This is a genomic window from Limnohabitans sp. 103DPR2 (assembly GCF_001412575.1).
Taxonomy (GTDB): Bacteria; Pseudomonadota; Gammaproteobacteria; order Burkholderiales; family Burkholderiaceae_C; genus Limnohabitans_A.
Genome location: NZ_CP011834.1, coordinates 1,568,431 through 1,584,364 on the forward strand (window position 1 = coordinate 1,568,431; position 15,934 = coordinate 1,584,364).

Below are 15,934 nucleotides of genomic sequence, written 5' to 3' on the forward strand. Positions count from 1 at the left end.
AGCACATGTCTTATCTTGTTCTGGCACGAAAATACCGTCCTCGCAACTTCACCGAAATGGTGGGGCAAGAGCACGTGGTGCAGGCCCTCACGAATGCTTTGGTGCAACAAAGGTTGCACCATGCCTATTTGTTCACAGGGACACGGGGTGTGGGCAAGACCACTGTTTCACGCATCTTGGCCAAGTCACTGAACTGCCAAGGCGCAGACGGACAAGGCGGGATCACGGCAGAGCCTTGCGGCGTCTGCCAGGCTTGCCAGGACATTGATTCGGGTCGATTTGTCGATTACACCGAACTCGATGCAGCTTCCAACCGAGGTGTTGACGAGGTTCAAAGCTTGCTGGAGCAAGCCGTTTACAAACCCGTTCAAGGGCGCTTCAAAGTCTTCATGATTGACGAGGTTCACATGTTGACCAACACGGCCTTCAATGCCATGTTGAAAACCTTGGAAGAGCCGCCCGAGTATTTGAAGTTTGTATTGGCCACCACCGATCCCCAAAAAGTGCCTGTCACGGTGCTCTCGCGTTGCCTTCAGTTCAACTTGCGCCCCATGGCGCCTGAAACAGTTTTTGAGCACCTGACGCGCGTCTTAGATCAAGAAAAATTACCTGCCGATCCCATGGCGCTGAAACTGCTGGCACGAGCAGCGCGCGGTTCGATGCGCGACGCGCTGAGCTTGACCGACCAAGCCATTGCCTTTGGCAGCGGTCAATTGCAAGAGGCCACTGTTCGATTGATGTTGGGCAGTGTTGATCAAAGCCACGTGATGGGACTGATTGACGCGTTGGCCCGCGGGGATGGCGCCGAAGTGGTTCGCATCTCTGAAACATTGCGACTCAATGGTTTGTCGGCTGCCTCTGCGCTCGAAGACATGTCAGTGGCTTTGCAGCGCATGGCGGTCTTGCAGGCTGTGCCGCAAGCTGCATCGGCGTCCAATGAGCCGGACCATCTAGAACTGGTGCGCTTGTCACAGGCCATGCCTGCGGATGAAACGCAATTGCTTTACAGCTTGTGCTTGCACGGCCGTGCAGAACTTGGCTTGGCACCCGATGAGTATGCGGCTTTGACCATGGTGTTGCTGCGCTTGTTGGCCTTTAAGCCCAAGCCAAGCGATTCTTCAGGCAGCGCGCCAACGGCTCAAAAAAAAACTCTAACAACAGCCCCAATCACGCGCACTGAAGCAGTTCAAAGCCCGCCCTTGCAGCAAGCCGTCGCTGCGCCGCCAAAAACTGAACCCACAGTTGTTCATGAAGCCCCAGATGAATTCGCTGAACCTGTGCAAGCTCCACCCACAGTACCGCTTCGCGTTCAAAACTTGCCTGTGCGGCAAGCCTCTGAACCCACGGAAAAATTAGCGCCCAAACCTTTGGTGCTGACAGAAGAAGGTCATTTTTGGACGGAAACTGTGCGCCATCTCATCAGTGCTGAGGCCATCACGGCCTTGGTGCGCGAGCTGGCCTTGCAATCACAATTGATTGCGCGTGACACCGATCAGTGGCATTTGCGCATTGAAAGCGAATCACTGAACCAAGGCGTGGCGCGTGAGCGTTTGCAAGCGGCACTGCACGCTGCAGGGCATTCGGTCAAGTTGGTGGTCGAAATTGGTAAAGTATCCGATTCGCCGGCGCAAAGAAATGCGGCGGCATTGGCTGAGAAACAAAAAGCGGCAGAAGATTTGATTCACGCCGACCCCTTGGTGCAAGCCATGGTGCAAGATTTTGGCGCCAAAATTGTGCCGGGCAGCATCAAGCTGATTTCTTAAATTCATTGAAGGAAAAACATGTTCAACAAAGGACAACTTGCAGGTTTGATGAAGCAGGCACAAGCCATGCAGGACAACCTCAAAAAAGCACAAGACGAACTGGCATTCGTTGAAGTTGAAGGCTCAGCCGGCAGTGGTTTGGTGAAAGTTTTGATGACTTGCAAGCATGCTGTCAAGCGCATCACCATCGATCCCAGCTTGCTGGCCGATGACAAAGACATGCTGGAAGATTTGGTCGCCGCAGCGTTCAATGATGCCGTGCGCCAAGCCGAAGAAGTTTCGCAACAAAAGATGGGCAAGTTAACGGCCGGTTTGCCTCCCGGCATGAAGTTGCCTTTCTAAATCAAACGCAATCAAGTTTCACCCCCTTTCATCCTCATGCAGAAACCCACAGCTCATGCGTTGGACGCGCTGATCCAGGCATTGCGCGTCTTGCCGGGCGTGGGTGCCAAGTCGGCTTCACGCATGGCTTTTCATTTGATGCAGCATGAGCGGGGTGGTGCATTGTTGTTGGCCAAGGCACTGACGCATGCCTGTGACCATGTGCGGCATTGCGCCACGTGTCATACCCTCACGGAGTCTGAAATTTGCGCGATGTGCAGTGATCCTGATCGCGACCGCTCACAATTGTGCGTGGTTGAAACACCAGCCGATCAAGCTGCCATTGAGAGAACTTCCACCTTCAGAGGTTTGTATTTTGTGTTGATGGGCAAACTCAGTCCACTCGACGGTGTCGGCCCCAACGATCTGGGCTTTGCCAAATTGTCAGAGCGCTGTAGCGATGGTTTGGTGCAGGAGGTGATCTTGGCCACCAACTTCACAGGCGAAGGTGAAGCCACAGCCCATGTCATTGCCGAAATGCTCAAAAAACGTGGCCTGCGCGTCACGCGTTTGGCCAGAGGCGTGCCTGCTGGCAGCGAGCTGGAATACGTTGACCTGGGCACCATTGCCCATGCGTTGGTCGACCGCCGGTAGTTCTGCGCCGGCAGTTAGCGTTCTTCATTACGTACTTACCCGCTTGGGAAGTCTCCCAATGCGCAAACACCGATACCTTTGTATGCTGAACCCATCTTTCATGGGAACTTATCAAGAGGTATTGTGGTGTTTGTCAGGCAAGGGCGTCGCAACTTTTCAGCGTTGGCTGCGGCCACGTTGCTCAGTTCGCATGGCGTTCTGCGTGCCTCAACTTCGCCGCAGCGAGTCAGCATCGCCTTGGCGGCCCACAACAGCCTTTACCATTTGCCACTGGTCTTGGCCGAACAATTGGGCTATTTGAAACACGAAGGCCTGCAAATTGATTGGCTCGAATGTGAGTCTGGCATTGAAGCGGTTCAAGCGGCCTTGGCGGGGCAAGCAGATGTGGTTGCGGGTGCCTTTGAACACGTCCTCGACTTGCAAACATCAGGCTTGTCGTGGCGTGCGTTTGTCTTGCAATCCAGGGCGCCCCAAATCAGTGTCGGTTTGGCCAGTCGGCGTGCAATTGGCATGAAGCATGTGAATGAACTCAAATCATTGAAACTGGGCATCTCTTCTTTGGGCTCGGCAACGCATTGGGTGGCGCAGCATTGGATCAAGCAGGTGGGACTGTCGACTGACGCCGTGCAGTTTGTGGCACTGGGCGCTGGCACAGGCAATGTGATGGAAGCCATGCGCGCAGGCACCGTTGATGCTTTGTGCCATGTCGATCCTGTTCTTCATTATTTGGAACAAAAAAACGAGTTGCGATTGATGGCTGATACACGCACATTGTCCAGCTCGCAGCGAATGTTTGGGGGACCTTTGGCCTCCGCATGTTTATTTGGAAAAGTTGAGTTTCTCCAAAAGCGCGCAGATCTCGCGCAAGCTTTGTCGCTTGGCGTGGTGAGGGCCTTGAAATGGCTTAAAACAGCAGGCCCTACAGATATTTTGAAAACAGTGCCTTCCCACCATTGGATGGGGGATCGTGCGCTGTATTTAGGTGCCCTTGAAAAACTGCGTGAAAGCTACAGCTTGGACGGACTGTTTGGCACAGACGCTGTTCAAACTGCATGGCGCATGCGAGCCTTGCGCATGGCGCAAGAAGCAGGTCCACTGTCGGCACTAGAGCGAAGCTTTACCAATCAATTTGCGCAAGTGGCCAAGCGCAAAATTGGCAATTGATTCGGCTGCTTATTTTTTGCCCTTGACGGGCGCTTTGGACTTGGCCTTCGAGCCCTTGCTCTGATTTGGCGCAGACTTCACGCCGGTGTTGATGCTGGATTTTTTACTGGCTGTTTTGCTGCCTTTAGAACTGGCCGTGGTGGGCACCAAAATGGCAATCGATTGACCTGGCTTCAGTGCGACAGGCATCTTCAATTTATTCCATGCCGCAATGTTGGCGGGTGTCACATCGTGCCGTGCAGCCAAGGTGGCCAAGGTGTCGCCTTTCAATGCGGTCACCATGATGCGGCGCAAGACCACTTCGGGTGCAAATGAAATTTGCGCGTTGTCTGCCAAATGCTCTGTGACGTCATTGTCCAAGTTGCCTTGTCGTGCCACCAGCAAGGTGGAACCTTGCTTGACTTGCATGCCATTGGGAATGGGGTTGATGCTTCTCAACTCTGATTCGGACATGTTGACCAACTTACCGACTTCCGCAATCTTCATGGTCTTGGGGACCGACCAGGCTGTCCAACTGGCAAGGGGCTTGTTAGCATGCTCTTCAAGGCGACGTAGAAATTTGTCGGCATTGTCCCAAGGCAACAAGATTTCGGGTGTGCCTGCAGCCAAGATCACGGGTCTGCTCATCGACGGATTGAGCGCTTTGAAGTCATCCAAACTGATGCCTGCAAAATTGGCCGCCAGTTTCACATCAATGTCACGCGTGATGCTGACAGATCGAAAGTAGGGGTGATTTTGAATCAGGGGCAAGCGGGCGTTGAAACTTTGAGGTTGCGCGATGATGTTCTTGACGGCTTGCAACTTGGGCACGTAATAACGTGTCTCGGTGGGCATGTTCAAGTCAGAATAGGTCAGACCCAAACCGGCGGCTTTGTTTTTGGCCAATGCACGGCTAACGCTACCTTCACCCCAGTTGTAGGCGGCCAGTGCCAAATGCCAATCGCCAAACATGCCGTACAACTTTTGCAAGTAGTCCAAGGCAGCCCGGGTGGACTCGACCACACCGCGGCGTTCATCACGGAAGATGTTCTGTTTCAAGTCAAAGTATTTGCCTGTGGCGGGCATGAATTGCCACATGCCTGCCGCTTTGGCGGACGACACGGCTTCAGGGTTGAACGCAGACTCAATGAAAGGCAGCAAGGCCAATTCAGTCGGCATGTTGCGCCGCTCTAATTCTTCAACAATGTGAAACAGGTATTTGCGTGAGCGCTCTGTCATGCGCAGCATGTAATCGGGTCTTGCGGCGTACCATTCTTCACGGTCTTTGACCAAATCATTTTCCAGATCTGGCATGGCAAAGCCTTGGCGAATGCGCACCCAAATGTCGGCCGGGGGTTCCGAGCTGACTTCTATTTTTTGTTTGGCCTTGACAGGCTTTGCAGCTGAAGTGGGTTGTACAGGCAGCGATGTTTCAGGGCTAGTTTCGGTGGCAGCCGCCTTGACATCGGATGCTTTATCTAAGTTCGCACAACCGACCAGGATCAAACTGAAGCATGCAAATGCCAAGCTTTGAATCAAAGCACGCAAAAAGTGAGTTGTCATTTGAAATCGTTTTTCCAAGAACGCAAGTTGGCGAAAATTTCGACGTCTTGGTGGGCTGTTTGAGGAGCAAAAGCCTTGACTGCTTGAATGACAGTGCTTTGGCGACTTCGCAAAAAGGGATTGATCTGCAGCTCAGTGGCCAGTTGTGCAGGAAGGGTTGGCAAGTTCTCTGACCGCAACTTCTGACACTGTTGCACATAGGCTTGGAGCGCCAGATTGTCAGGCTCGACGGCCATCGCAAATTTCAAATTGCTCAGGGTGTATTCGTGGGCACAGCAAACGCGGGTGTTGCCAGGCAGGGTGGCCAATGTGTCCATGGCCTTGAGCATTTGTGCGGGCGTGCCTTCAAAAATTCGGCCGCAACCACCCGAAAACAAAGTGTCGCCGCAGAACAAAATGGGTTCTTGTGCGCTGGGCTGTGACCAATAGGCGATGTGACCTGCCGTGTGACCTGGTACATCCAGGGTTTGAAAAACCAAGCCACCCCAATTGACAGCATCGCCTTGTTTCAAAGGCTGATATTCAAAAGGCAAAGATTCGTTTGCGGGGCCGTAAACCTTGGCGCCCCATTGCTGTTGCAAGCTGGCGACGCCGCCGGTGTGATCGCCATGGTGATGCGTGACTAAAATGCAATCAAGTTGGTGTTGGTTCTCAGCGAGCCAGCGTGTCACAGGCTCGGCCTGGCCAGGATCAACCACCAAAGCGCGGCCTTGGTGCTGGATCAACCAAATGTAGTTATCAGAGAATGCGGGCAGTGGAATCAGGTTCATGACTCATCCTATTATAGAAAGCAGCTCAATGACGCAAGCTTGGCGTGATTGGTTGAGTTCGCCCGCAGGTGCCTACTTACTCGATTGGGAGCAAGCCCAAATCGATGAGGTGGTGGCCGACATCTTTGGCTACCATGCACTGCAATTGGGCATGCCCGAGTTGGAGGGCTTGCGCACCAATCGCATGCCACACCAGTGGCTGGCTTCACCAGAGCCCGATTCAGTGTTGCCCAGCCAAACCTTGAATTTTGCAGCGCACAGTGTGGCCTTGCCATTTCAAGCAGACAGTTTGGATTTGTTGGTCATGCCGCACAGTTTGGAGCTCAGTCTGGATGCACATGCCAGCCTGCGAGAAGCGCATCGTGTTTTGATGCCAGAGGGCCATTTGGTCATTACCGGCTTGAATCCCACCAGCCTTTGGGGCTGGCGTCACAAACGATCGCAGTGGTATCAGAAGTGGGGGTATCGAGGCCTCAGCGCCCCCCCTTGCGACGAAATGATTGCTTATTGGCGACTCAAAGATTGGTTGCGATTGTTGGGCTTTGAAGTGAAACTGAGTCGCTTTGGCTGTTGGCGTCCCGCCATGGACAAGGCCAAATGGCTGCAGCGATGGTCTTGGATGGACCGTTTGGGAGCGCAGTGGTGGCCCATATTGGGTGGGGCTTACGTGCTGGTTGCCGTGAAAAAAGTTCACGGTGGTCGCATCGTGGGCGCCACCTGGAAAAAACGTCGCCCTCAAGCCAAAGCGGCCGTGGGCATCGCCCAAAGACAGACGATGTCCAATGAGCCGAACGGCCTTCAAAGAAAGAATGAATGTGAACCACGTTGAAATACACACCGACGGTGCTTGCAAGGGCAACCCTGGGCCTGGCGGGTGGGGCGCTTTGATGCGCTCGGGTGAGAATGTCCGGGAAATTTTTGGGGGAGAGCTGGACACCACCAACAACCGCATGGAGCTGACGGCTGTCATCGAGGCCTTCATGGCCTTGAAGCGACCTTGCAAGGTCACCCTCTATTTAGACAGCGAGTACGTGCGCAAAGGCATCACCGAATGGATTCACGGTTGGAAGGCCAAAGGCTGGCGAACCGCCGCCAAGCAGCCTGTAAAAAATGCCGATCTATGGCAGAAATTGGACGCTTTAGTGATCAATTCGGGACATCAAATTGAATGGCGCTGGGTCAAGGGTCACGCAGGTGACCCCGGTAATGAGCGCGCCGATGCACTGGCCAACCTGGGCGTTGAGCAAGCCTTAGGTCGCTGAATTTGTGCTTTCAAGGCTTTCAAGCATTCGCCTTGTTGTAAAGCCAAAGTAAAGGACAGTTTGGCCAAGGTGCACTGGAGGTTTTTTCCGATGCCAAGACCCCCCAACAACTGTTACATTTCAGAACTGTTTTGGGTCTTGTTCGGAAACTTTGATGTCTTTCAAAAAACCATATCTCGCGATTGCTTTGGTCGGCGTCGCAGCCGCTTCTGGTGCTGCCTGGTGGCTGCAAAATAAACCGAACGCCCCTGCTGCTGAAACAGCCGCAGTTGCTTCCAATCCTTCAGCGCCCAATGCTGCCGGTGGCGGTGCACCGGGGGGACCCGCAAAACCCACAGCCGTGGAAGTTGCCAAAGTCGAGCAAGCCAAAATTGTGGACGAGACTCAATCTGTGGGCAGTCTGCGTTCGAACCAAGGCGTTGTTTTGCGCCCTGAAGTGGGTGGACGCGTCAGCCAAGTTTTGTTCAAAGATGGTCAGCGTGTCAAAAAGGGCCAAGTCTTGGTGCAGTTTGATGACCAATTGCCTGCAGCACAAGTGATGCAGGCCAAGGCCGAATTGTCCATTGCACAGGCCAATCACAAGCGCAACCAAGAGTTGGTGTCTCAGAATTTCATCAGCAAGCGTTCCTTGGACGAAAGCGAAGCCGCATTGCAAGTGGCCCAAGCCAAATTGGCCTTGGCTCAAGCCACGCTTCAGCGTTTGAAAATCCTCGCTCCGTTTGATGGCGTGGCAGGTTTGCGTCAAATCAACGTGGGCGACTATTTGAAAGATGGCGCTGACATGGTCAACGTGGAAGACATCGATGCGGTGTTGCTCGACTTCCGTTTGGCTGAACGCTTTCAAACCAAAGTCAAACCGGGTCAAAAAGCCCAAGTCAGCTTTGATGCTTTGCCTGGCCGTAAATTCACCGCCATCATTCAAGCCATTGATCCTTTGATCGATGCGAATGGACGTTCAGTGGGCATTCGCGGTTGCATTGACAACCGCCAGATGCAGTTGCGTCCTGGTATGTTTGCGCGCGTCAATGCGGTTTTCGGCGAACGTGCAGAAGCTTTGGTCTTGCCAGAAGAGGCCATCGTGCCTCAAGGTGGTCGTGCCACGGTGGTGAAGGTCGTACCTGGCGCCAATAAAGATGAGCTGATTTCAGAGCGTGTCACGGTCAAGATTGGCTTGCGCCAACCTGGCAAAGTGGAAATTCTGGAAGGCTTGGCATTGGGTGACACCGTTGTGGTTGCCGGACAGCAGCGTTTGCAAAAAGACGGCACATTGGTCCGAGTTGTGGACATGTCCAAAGGACAAGCGGGTGGTGCAGCAGGTGGTGCAGCGGGTGGTGCAGCGGGTGCCAATGGCGCGCCAGGTGCAGGCGGTGCTGCATCTGCAGGTCCTGCCGCAGGGGGGGGCAAGTCGCCTGATGCAGCGCCAGCCAAAGAAGCCGGCAAAGGCAAGATGCCTCCCGTGACCGGTGAAAACCCATGCTTAAGAGGTCTGAATGCAACTCGCTGAAACCTCTATTCGCAGACCGGTCTTTGCGACCGTTTTGTCGCTGCTGATTCTGTTGATTGGCGCGGTCAGTTTCAATCGTCTGTCTCTGCGTGAATATCCAAAAATTGACGAGCCCACTGTCACCGTCAGTGTGAAGTACCCTGGTGCTTCAGCCGAGGTGATTGAATCGCAAGTGACCAAGCCATTGGAAGACTCCATTGCGGGCATCGATGCGGTTGATGTGATCACGTCCATCAGCCGTGCAGACCAATCGCAAATCACGGTTCGCTTTCGTTTAGAGAAAGACGCTGACACGGCAGCAGCGGAAGTGCGCGACCGGACGTCGCGCATTCGCGGCCGATTGCCTCAAGCCATTGAAGAGCCTGTCATTGCCAAAGTGGAGGCGGATGCTTTCCCGGTCATTTGGTTGGCGTTTTCTAGTGACACCCTGTCACCCCTGCAAATCAATGACTTGATCAACCGAGTGGTCAAGCCGCGATTGCAAACGGTCACAGGTGTGGCCGACGTTCGCATTTATGGTGAACGCAAATACGCCATGCGTGTTTGGCTTGATGCCGAACGCTTGGCGGCCTATCGCTTAACACCGCAAGATGTGGAAGACGCTATTCGCCGTAGCAATTTGGAGTTACCTGCTGGACGGATTGAATCTCAGCAGCGTGAGTTCAGTGTCACGTCACAAACCGATTTGATCAAGGCCGGTCAATTTGGTGACATCACCATTCGCAACATCAATGGCTTTCCAATCAAAATTCGCGATGTGGCCAAAGTGGAAGAGGGCGCGGCAGACGATCGCAGCCGTGTGCGTTTGAATGGCAAGGCCTCTATTTCAGCTGGCGTGATTCGTCAGGCAACGGCCAATCCTTTAGAGTTGTCCAAAGGTGTGCGCGACATGATGCCGCGCTTGCAACAAGATTTGCCAGGCGATGTGACCATCGATGTGGCCAATGACAACTCGGTGTTCATCGACAAGTCGATCAAGAGCGTGTTCCAAACCATTTTGGAAGCGGTCATTTTGGTGGCCCTGGTGATTTTTGTATTTTTGCGAACATTCCGTGCGTCCATCATACCCATCATCACCATCCCAGTCAGTTTGATTGGTACCTTTGCCATGATGGCCTTGGCAGGCTTCACCATCAACACCCTGACCTTGTTGGCCTTGGTGCTGGCCATTGGCTTGGTGGTGGACGATGCCATTGTGATGTTGGAGAATATTTTCCGGCACATTGAAGAAGGTTTGGACCCCTTCTCGGCAGCGATCAAAGGTGCCAAAGAAATTGGCTTCGCCATTGTGGCCATGTCACTGACCTTGGCTGCGGTGTTTGCCCCCTTGGCTTTCACACCAGGCCGCACAGGTAAGTTGTTCAGTGAATTTGCCTTGGCCTTGGCGGGCGCTGTGTTGGTCTCCGGCTTTGTGGCGCTAACCTTGTCGCCCATGATGAGTTCTTTGCTCTTGCGCCACAACCCCAATCCCAACCGCTTTGACGTGTTCATGGAGAAAATCCTGACAGGTTTGTCAAACGGCTACGAAAATTTGCTCACATTGGTGTTGAAAAAAGCACGTTGGTTGGTGGTCTTGGTGATGGCATCGTGCGGTGTTGGCATTGTGTTGGTGTACCCCACCATGAAGCAAGAACTGTCACCTTTGGAAGATCGCGGCACCATTTTGGCCACGGTCACAGCCCCCGATGGCTCGACGCTGGATTACACAGACAAATATGCCAAGTCGCTCGAGAAAATTGGCAGCGCCTATCCAGAGTTCGATCGTATTTTTGCCAACTTGGGCAATCCAACGGTGGCTCAGGGCAGCGTCATTTACCGCGCTGTCGATTGGGATGAACGCAAACGCACAACGCTTGAAATTGCCCGTGAAATGCAAGGCAAGTTCAATGGCATTGCAGGCATCAACGCCTTCCCCATCACACCGCCTTCTTTGGGGCAGGGCTTCCGCGAGCGTCCTGTCAACTTTGTGATTCAAACGTCAGACAGTTATCAAAATCTGAACGCCGTCACTCGCCAAATGTTGGATGCGATTGCCAAAAATCCAGGCTTCATTGCCCCTGACGTGGATTTACGTTTGAACAAACCAGAGCTTCGCATTGATGTCGACCGTGTCAAAGCCACAGAATTGGGTGTCAGTGTGGATGTGGTGGCGCGTGCCATTGAAACCATGTTAGGCGGTCGTACTGTGACGCGTTACAAGCGTGATGCAGAGCAATACGATGTGATTGTGCAAACCCAAGCCAGTGGCCGCAATGCGCCAGATGACATCGACAACATTTATGTCCGCGGACGCAATGATGCCGTCATTCCCTTGTCTGCCTTGGTGAAAGTGCGAGAAAGCGTATCGCCGCGCGAGCTAAACCACTTTGGTCAACGCCGTTCTGTATCCATCACCTCCAATTTAGCGCCTGACTATGCCTTGGGCGATGCCTTGAAGTTTTTGGACGCCACAGCGGCGGGTATATTGAAGACTGGCTACACCACAGAGTTGAATGGCACCTCACGTGAATTCCGCAGCTCCCAAGGTGCGTTGGTGATTGTGTTTGTGCTGGCGCTGTTCTTTATTTTCTTGGTGCTGGCGGCGCAGTTCGAAAGTTTCATCGACCCGTTCGTGATCATGTTGTCGGTGCCGCTCTCGATGTTCGGCGCGCTCATCACGCTCAAAATGACGGGTGGCACTCTCAATGTGTATTCTCAGATTGGCTTGATCACCTTGGTCGGCTTGATTACCAAGCACGGTATCTTGATTGTGGAATTTACCAATCAATTGCGCGAGCAGGGTGTCGACACATTTGATGCCATTGTGAAGGCCGCAGGTCAACGCTTGCGTCCAATTTTGATGACAACGGGCGCCATGGTCTTGGGTGCGTTGCCCTTGGCGCTGGCCAAAGGTGCTGGCGCTGAAAGTCGCATTCAAATCGGTTGGGTGATTGTGGGCGGTATGACCTTCGGCACCTTGCTGACGGTCTTTGTGGTGCCCACCATGTACAGCTTGTTTGCCCGCAAATCAGTGCCGGGTCCTAACAAAAAAGATGTGGTGGATTCCCCCTCCGAGGCCGGCCACGCACATCCTTAATTCAAAGCATCAACACATCAACCCAGTCCCCAATTTGCGCGGTGGACTGGGCATGTGACAACACAATCAAGCAGTTGGCTTGTACCATTGAGCTCAATACACCAGAGCCTTGGTTGCCAGTGGTGACAACTTCTAAATCACCTTGGGCATTGCGTGTTGCCGTACCCCGTTGATATTCTGTGCGTCCTGGTTTTTTTCTTAAAACCTCTTGTGTTTTAGCGCGAACCAAAGGTGGGGGTGCAGAGGTCACGCCCATCATTTGCAGCAGCGCAGGTTTCACAAAAGCCAAGAAGGTCACCATCACGGCAACGGGGTTGCCTGGCAATCCGAACAACACGGCCGAGTGATTGCCTTGCGTCAAACGACCCACAGCCATGGGCCGGCCGGGGCGCATGGCAATTTTCCAAAAGACAACGTCGCCTAATTTCTTCATCATGGCTTTGGTGAAATCGGCTTCTCCAACGCTGACGCCGCCGCTGGTGATCACGGCATCGGCCGACTGTGCTGCTTGAGTGAAAGCTTGTTCCAAGCGCACGGGGTCGTCGCGCACAACGCCCAAGTCGATCATCTCGCAGCCCAAGTCCTGCAGCATGCCAAAAACGGTGTAGCGGTTGCTGTCGTACACCGCGCCTTCGCGTGGCGCTTCGCCTAGGCTCAGGATCTCGTCGCCCGTAGAGAAATAGGCCACCTTCAAGCGACGAACCACGGGTGCCGTGGGTTGCCCCAAGCTGGCCAGCAGGCCCACAGCGGCCGGTGTGACCCTGGTGCCTTTGGTCAAAGCCGGAAAGTTCTTTTTCAGATCTTCGCCACACAAGCGGCGATTGTCTCCGGCCCGCACAATGCCTGCCGGAATGCTGATGCTGTCAGTGGCCACGCTGCACAATTCTTGTGGCACGACAGTGTCGAGGCCTTCGGGCATGATGGCGCCGGTCATGATCTTGACGCATTCACCCGCTTGAACTGTCCCTTGCCAAGCCTTGCCTGCCATGGCAGTCCCAACGACTTTCAAGTTCAGTGCTTGATTGGCTTGCAGCGCATCCCCTTTGAATGCAAAACCATCCATCGCTGAATTGTCATGAGGCGGCACATCGATCGGACTGATGACATCTTTGGCGATGACGCGATTCAAGGCTTCAAAAATAGGAACGTCTTCCACCTCTGAGATGGGCGTCACCAGTTGATTTAAAAAATTCAGAACTTCATGCGCAGGCAAAGCTTGCGGGTCATAGCCCTGAAGATTGGCGGCGATGTCGGCCAGTGACTTGCTTTGGGTCATGGTGTTTTTTCGAGGCGGTGCAATTCTTCTAGCGTGTTGGCATTGAAAAAAGCGCGAGGATCGATGTCGGGGGTGTCAAACGGCACCACTGCGCAGGTGTGTTGTGCTGTCCAGGCATCGATCTTTCTGCCGCCGGCTTGCATGAACTTCACCAAGCTTTCTAAGAGGCTGACTCGCATCAAGCAAAAAACAGGCTGGGGACGCACAGTGCCGTCTTCTTCCTTGGCCGCAGCGATCGCAATGTCGGCATTTTGCTGGATCAGGGCCTCGTGTAATTTGTGAGCCAATTCCAAGGGAAACAAGGGGCTGTCGCAGGGGACGGTGAGCAAGAGTTCTGTTTCGCAACGCTCAAGTCCTGTGAGAAATCCAGCCAAAGGACCCGCAAAACCATCGGTGCTGTCGGGCCAAACTTGCACGCCTAATGACTCATAAGCAGACAGGTTTCGATTGGCCACAATCATGATGTCGGACAGTGGCGAACCGTGCTGCATTTGCAATCGCATGAGGGCATGCAAGGCGAGGGGTGTACCGTTGAAATTTTGCAGGCCCTTGTCGAGGCCGCCCATGCGCGCGCCTCTTCCGCCTGCCAAAATTAAACCGGTCATGCTGTGATCGTTCATGGGATGGGGCAATCTGAAAGCAGGGGATTAACCCCCGATGTAACTCATCTCGACTTTGCGACGCGTCGCGTTGGCTTGATCGCTTGGAGCGTTGGGTGAATCTTTTTCTGCTCGACGCAACTCAGAGTATCTGTCGCCGCGTTGTGACCAGATGGCCGCAATGGCATGCGTCAGTGCGTTGGGATCTGGGTTGTCTCGGACCAAAGATTTCAGGTCATAGCCTTGCGTGGCAAACAGACACAAATAAAGTTGACCTTCTGTGGTGAGTCGTGCGCGGTTGCAATCGCTGCAAAAAGCTTGGGTCACACTGCTGATGAAACCCACTTCACCCAAAAGCGGATCGTGTTCACCTTGCGCATTGAGGTACCCCCAGCGCTCGGCTGTTTCGCCAATTTGCGAAGGAGCCAAGGGCGTGAGGGAGAACTCGGTCTGTAGCATTTTCAAAACGTCTGCACTGGGCATCACTTCGTTCATGCGCCAGCCATTGGTTGCGCCGACGTCCATGTACTCAATGAATCGCAGTGCAATGCCTGTGCCTTTGAAGTAGCGAGCCATGGGCAAGATTTCTTGCTCATTGGTGCCGCGCTTCACCACCATGTTCACTTTGATGGGACCCAGGCCCGCAGCTTGCGCTGCCGCAATGCCTTCCAAAACATCGCTGACAGGAAAGTCCACATCGTTCATGCTTTTGAAAATGGCATCGTCTAAGCCATCCAAACTGATGGTGACGCGTTTTAAGCCGGCATCTTTCAAGCTTTGGGCTTTGCGCGCCAGCAGCGAGCCGTTGGTGGTCAGTGTGATGTCTAGAGGTTTGCCAGAGGCTGTGCGCAATGCGGCCAGTTGTTCAACCAAGACTTCCAGGTTTTTTCGAAGCAAGGGTTCACCACCGGTTAGCCTGATTTTTTCAACACCCAGCGCAATGAAGCTTTGGGCAGTGCGTGTGATCTCTTCGAAACTCAAAAGTGCACTGTGCGGCAAATAGGTGTAGTCGCTGTTGAAAATTTCTTTCGGCATGCAGTAGCTGCATCTGAAATTACAACGGTCCGTGACGCTGATGCGCAAGTCTCTTAAAGGTCGATGCAAGCGATCCTTCAAGCTGTCACCTGACAAAGCGAGCGCGCCCTCCACAAAGGTAGGGAGAGGCAAATTTCCCAGGGGCTGGGTGATGATGGGAATGACGCGTTCAGACACAGCGTGCGCCGTCAACTTCAATGCACACACCACTGATGAACGAGCCTTCATCACTGGCCAAATAGAGGGCCGCATTGGCCACGTCCAGAGAAGTCGAAAAACGACCCAAGGGAATGGTGGCCATGAACTTGGCGCGCTTGGCTTCGTCAACAGGCCCGCCTGCAAATTCAGCCGACAAGCCTGTGTCGGGATTGAACACCGGGTTGATGCAATTCACTCGAATGTTGTCGGGCCCCAATTCGGATGCCAAAGATTTGCTGGTGGTAATCACAGCACCCTTAGAGCCGTTGTACCAAGTGAGGCCAGGGCGAGGGCGAATGCCTGCAGTCGATGCTATGTTGATGAACGAGCCGCCACCGTTTTTGCGGAACTCGGGCACAGCGTGAACCGTGGCCAAGTAAATGCTCTTCATGTTGACAGCGTAGCATTTGTCGAATTCTTCTTCACTGACTTCAAGTGCAGGGCGATTGCGGTGTGTCCATCCTGCGTTGTTGATCATCACATCCAAATGCCCCCAAAGCTTGACCGCTTCTTGCACCATGGCTTTGACATCGTCTGAGCGCGTCACGTCAGCTGCAAAGAATGCCGCGGTACCGCCAGCGGCTTGAATGTCTTTCACCACTTTTTGGCCGGCTGCGCTGTTGATGTCATTGACCAAGACTTTGGCACCATGGGCCGCAAAATGTTTGGCGATGCCTTCGCCAATGCCACCACCTGAGCCTGTGACGATGACCACTTTTTGATTGATGTTCATGAAAAATCCTGATGTTCTTTGAATGAGGCCTAGGCTG

The 15,934-nt window shown here is 53.6% G+C and carries 14 protein-coding genes; 8 read left to right on the top strand and 6 right to left on the bottom strand.

The window, feature by feature from the left end:
* The first annotated feature begins 5 nt into the window (after nt 1-5).
* The 4 genes from dnaX to L103DPR2_RS07665 all read left to right on the top strand — a co-directional run bounded on the left by dnaX (nt 6) and on the right by L103DPR2_RS07665 (nt 3,902).
* Nucleotides 6-1,763: a DNA polymerase III subunit gamma/tau gene (dnaX, locus tag L103DPR2_RS07650; protein WP_055360482.1), complete on the top strand. Its 1,758-nt coding sequence runs from the start codon at nt 6-8 to the stop codon at nt 1,761-1,763.
* Nucleotides 1,764-1,781: 18 nt separating this feature from the next.
* Entirely contained in the window at nt 1,782-2,105 is a 324-nt protein-coding gene (locus L103DPR2_RS07655; RefSeq protein WP_055360483.1) for a YbaB/EbfC family nucleoid-associated protein, read from the top strand.
* Nucleotides 2,106-2,141: 36 nt separating this feature from the next.
* Nucleotides 2,142-2,738 carry a recombination mediator RecR gene (gene recR / locus L103DPR2_RS07660; RefSeq protein ID WP_055360484.1) on the top strand — a complete coding sequence of 199 codons (597 nt, stop codon included), beginning with the start codon at nt 2,142-2,144 and terminating at the stop codon, nt 2,736-2,738.
* A 126-nt stretch (nt 2,739-2,864) separates the two neighbouring features.
* The gene (locus tag L103DPR2_RS07665) at nt 2,865-3,902 is read left to right on the top strand and encodes an ABC transporter substrate-binding protein (RefSeq protein ID WP_197274849.1); all 1,038 of its coding nucleotides are present in this window, start codon (nt 2,865-2,867) and stop codon (nt 3,900-3,902) included.
* A 9-nt stretch (nt 3,903-3,911) separates the two neighbouring features.
* Here L103DPR2_RS07665 and L103DPR2_RS07670 read toward each other — a convergent pair whose 3' ends face one another.
* On the bottom strand, nt 3,912-5,444 hold the full coding sequence (locus tag L103DPR2_RS07670) for a transglycosylase SLT domain-containing protein (RefSeq protein ID WP_082466758.1): 1,533 nt from the start codon (nt 5,442-5,444) through the stop codon (nt 3,912-3,914).
* The gene (gloB, locus tag L103DPR2_RS07675; protein ID WP_055360486.1) at nt 5,441-6,214 is read right to left on the bottom strand and encodes a hydroxyacylglutathione hydrolase; all 774 of its coding nucleotides are present in this window, start codon (nt 6,212-6,214) and stop codon (nt 5,441-5,443) included. The genes L103DPR2_RS07670 and gloB overlap by 4 nt, the downstream gene beginning before the upstream one ends.
* Before the next feature lie 28 nt (nt 6,215-6,242).
* Here gloB and L103DPR2_RS07680 point away from each other — a divergent pair, with 28 nt between their 5' ends.
* The 4 genes from L103DPR2_RS07680 (at nt 6,243) to L103DPR2_RS07695 (ending at nt 12,056) form a co-directional block, all read left to right on the top strand.
* Nucleotides 6,243-7,043: a class I SAM-dependent methyltransferase gene (locus tag L103DPR2_RS07680; protein WP_055360487.1), complete on the top strand. Its 801-nt coding sequence runs from the start codon at nt 6,243-6,245 to the stop codon at nt 7,041-7,043.
* The gene (gene rnhA / locus L103DPR2_RS07685) at nt 7,030-7,476 is read left to right on the top strand and encodes a ribonuclease HI (protein ID WP_055361933.1); all 447 of its coding nucleotides are present in this window, start codon (nt 7,030-7,032) and stop codon (nt 7,474-7,476) included. The genes L103DPR2_RS07680 and rnhA overlap by 14 nt, the downstream gene beginning before the upstream one ends.
* A 154-nt stretch (nt 7,477-7,630) precedes the next feature.
* Complete coding sequence (locus L103DPR2_RS07690) at nt 7,631-8,980, top strand: efflux RND transporter periplasmic adaptor subunit (RefSeq protein ID WP_055360488.1); 1,350 nt, start codon at nt 7,631-7,633, stop codon at nt 8,978-8,980.
* Nucleotides 8,967-12,056: an efflux RND transporter permease subunit gene (locus L103DPR2_RS07695; protein ID WP_055360489.1), complete on the top strand. Its 3,090-nt coding sequence runs from the start codon at nt 8,967-8,969 to the stop codon at nt 12,054-12,056. The genes L103DPR2_RS07690 and L103DPR2_RS07695 overlap by 14 nt, the downstream gene beginning before the upstream one ends.
* Nucleotide 12,057: 1 nt before the next feature.
* On the opposite strand, the gene moeA is transcribed toward L103DPR2_RS07695, so the two are convergent.
* The 4 genes from moeA to L103DPR2_RS07715 are packed head-to-tail and all read right to left on the bottom strand — an operon-like array spanning nt 12,058 to nt 15,897.
* A complete protein-coding gene (moeA, locus tag L103DPR2_RS07700) occupies nt 12,058-13,332 on the bottom strand; it encodes a molybdopterin molybdotransferase MoeA (RefSeq protein ID WP_055360490.1) in 1,275 nt (424 codons plus the stop codon).
* Complete coding sequence (mobA, locus tag L103DPR2_RS07705) at nt 13,329-13,952, bottom strand: molybdenum cofactor guanylyltransferase MobA (RefSeq protein ID WP_055360491.1); 624 nt, start codon at nt 13,950-13,952, stop codon at nt 13,329-13,331. Before mobA ends, moeA begins: the two co-directional genes overlap by 4 nt.
* Before the next feature lie 27 nt (nt 13,953-13,979).
* A complete protein-coding gene (gene moaA, locus L103DPR2_RS07710; protein WP_055361934.1) occupies nt 13,980-15,143 on the bottom strand; it encodes a GTP 3',8-cyclase MoaA in 1,164 nt (387 codons plus the stop codon).
* The gene (locus L103DPR2_RS07715) at nt 15,136-15,897 is read right to left on the bottom strand and encodes an SDR family oxidoreductase (RefSeq protein WP_055360492.1); all 762 of its coding nucleotides are present in this window, start codon (nt 15,895-15,897) and stop codon (nt 15,136-15,138) included. The genes moaA and L103DPR2_RS07715 overlap by 8 nt, the downstream gene beginning before the upstream one ends.
* Nucleotides 15,898-15,934: the final 37 nt, after the last annotated feature.

What these genes read in the sequence shown, in the direction of transcription:
- dnaX (WP_055360482.1), top strand. Translation starts at nt 6, where the DNA reads ATGTCTTATCTTGTTCTGGCACGAAAATACCGTCCTCGCAACTTCACC.
- L103DPR2_RS07655 (WP_055360483.1), top strand. Translation starts at nt 1,782, where the DNA reads ATGTTCAACAAAGGACAACTTGCAGGTTTGATGAAGCAGGCACAAGCC.
- recR (WP_055360484.1), top strand. Translation starts at nt 2,142, where the DNA reads ATGCAGAAACCCACAGCTCATGCGTTGGACGCGCTGATCCAGGCATTG.
- L103DPR2_RS07670 (WP_082466758.1), bottom strand. Translation starts at nt 5,444, where the DNA reads ATGACAACTCACTTTTTGCGTGCTTTGATTCAAAGCTTGGCATTTGCA.
- gloB (WP_055360486.1), bottom strand. Translation starts at nt 6,214, where the DNA reads ATGAACCTGATTCCACTGCCCGCATTCTCTGATAACTACATTTGGTTG.
- L103DPR2_RS07680 (WP_055360487.1), top strand. Translation starts at nt 6,243, where the DNA reads ATGACGCAAGCTTGGCGTGATTGGTTGAGTTCGCCCGCAGGTGCCTAC.
- L103DPR2_RS07690 (WP_055360488.1), top strand. Translation starts at nt 7,631, where the DNA reads ATGTCTTTCAAAAAACCATATCTCGCGATTGCTTTGGTCGGCGTCGCA.
- L103DPR2_RS07695 (WP_055360489.1), top strand. Translation starts at nt 8,967, where the DNA reads ATGCAACTCGCTGAAACCTCTATTCGCAGACCGGTCTTTGCGACCGTT.
- moeA (WP_055360490.1), bottom strand. Translation starts at nt 13,332, where the DNA reads ATGACCCAAAGCAAGTCACTGGCCGACATCGCCGCCAATCTTCAGGGC.
- mobA (WP_055360491.1), bottom strand. Translation starts at nt 13,952, where the DNA reads ATGAACGATCACAGCATGACCGGTTTAATTTTGGCAGGCGGAAGAGGC.
- L103DPR2_RS07715 (WP_055360492.1), bottom strand. Translation starts at nt 15,897, where the DNA reads ATGAACATCAATCAAAAAGTGGTCATCGTCACAGGCTCAGGTGGTGGC.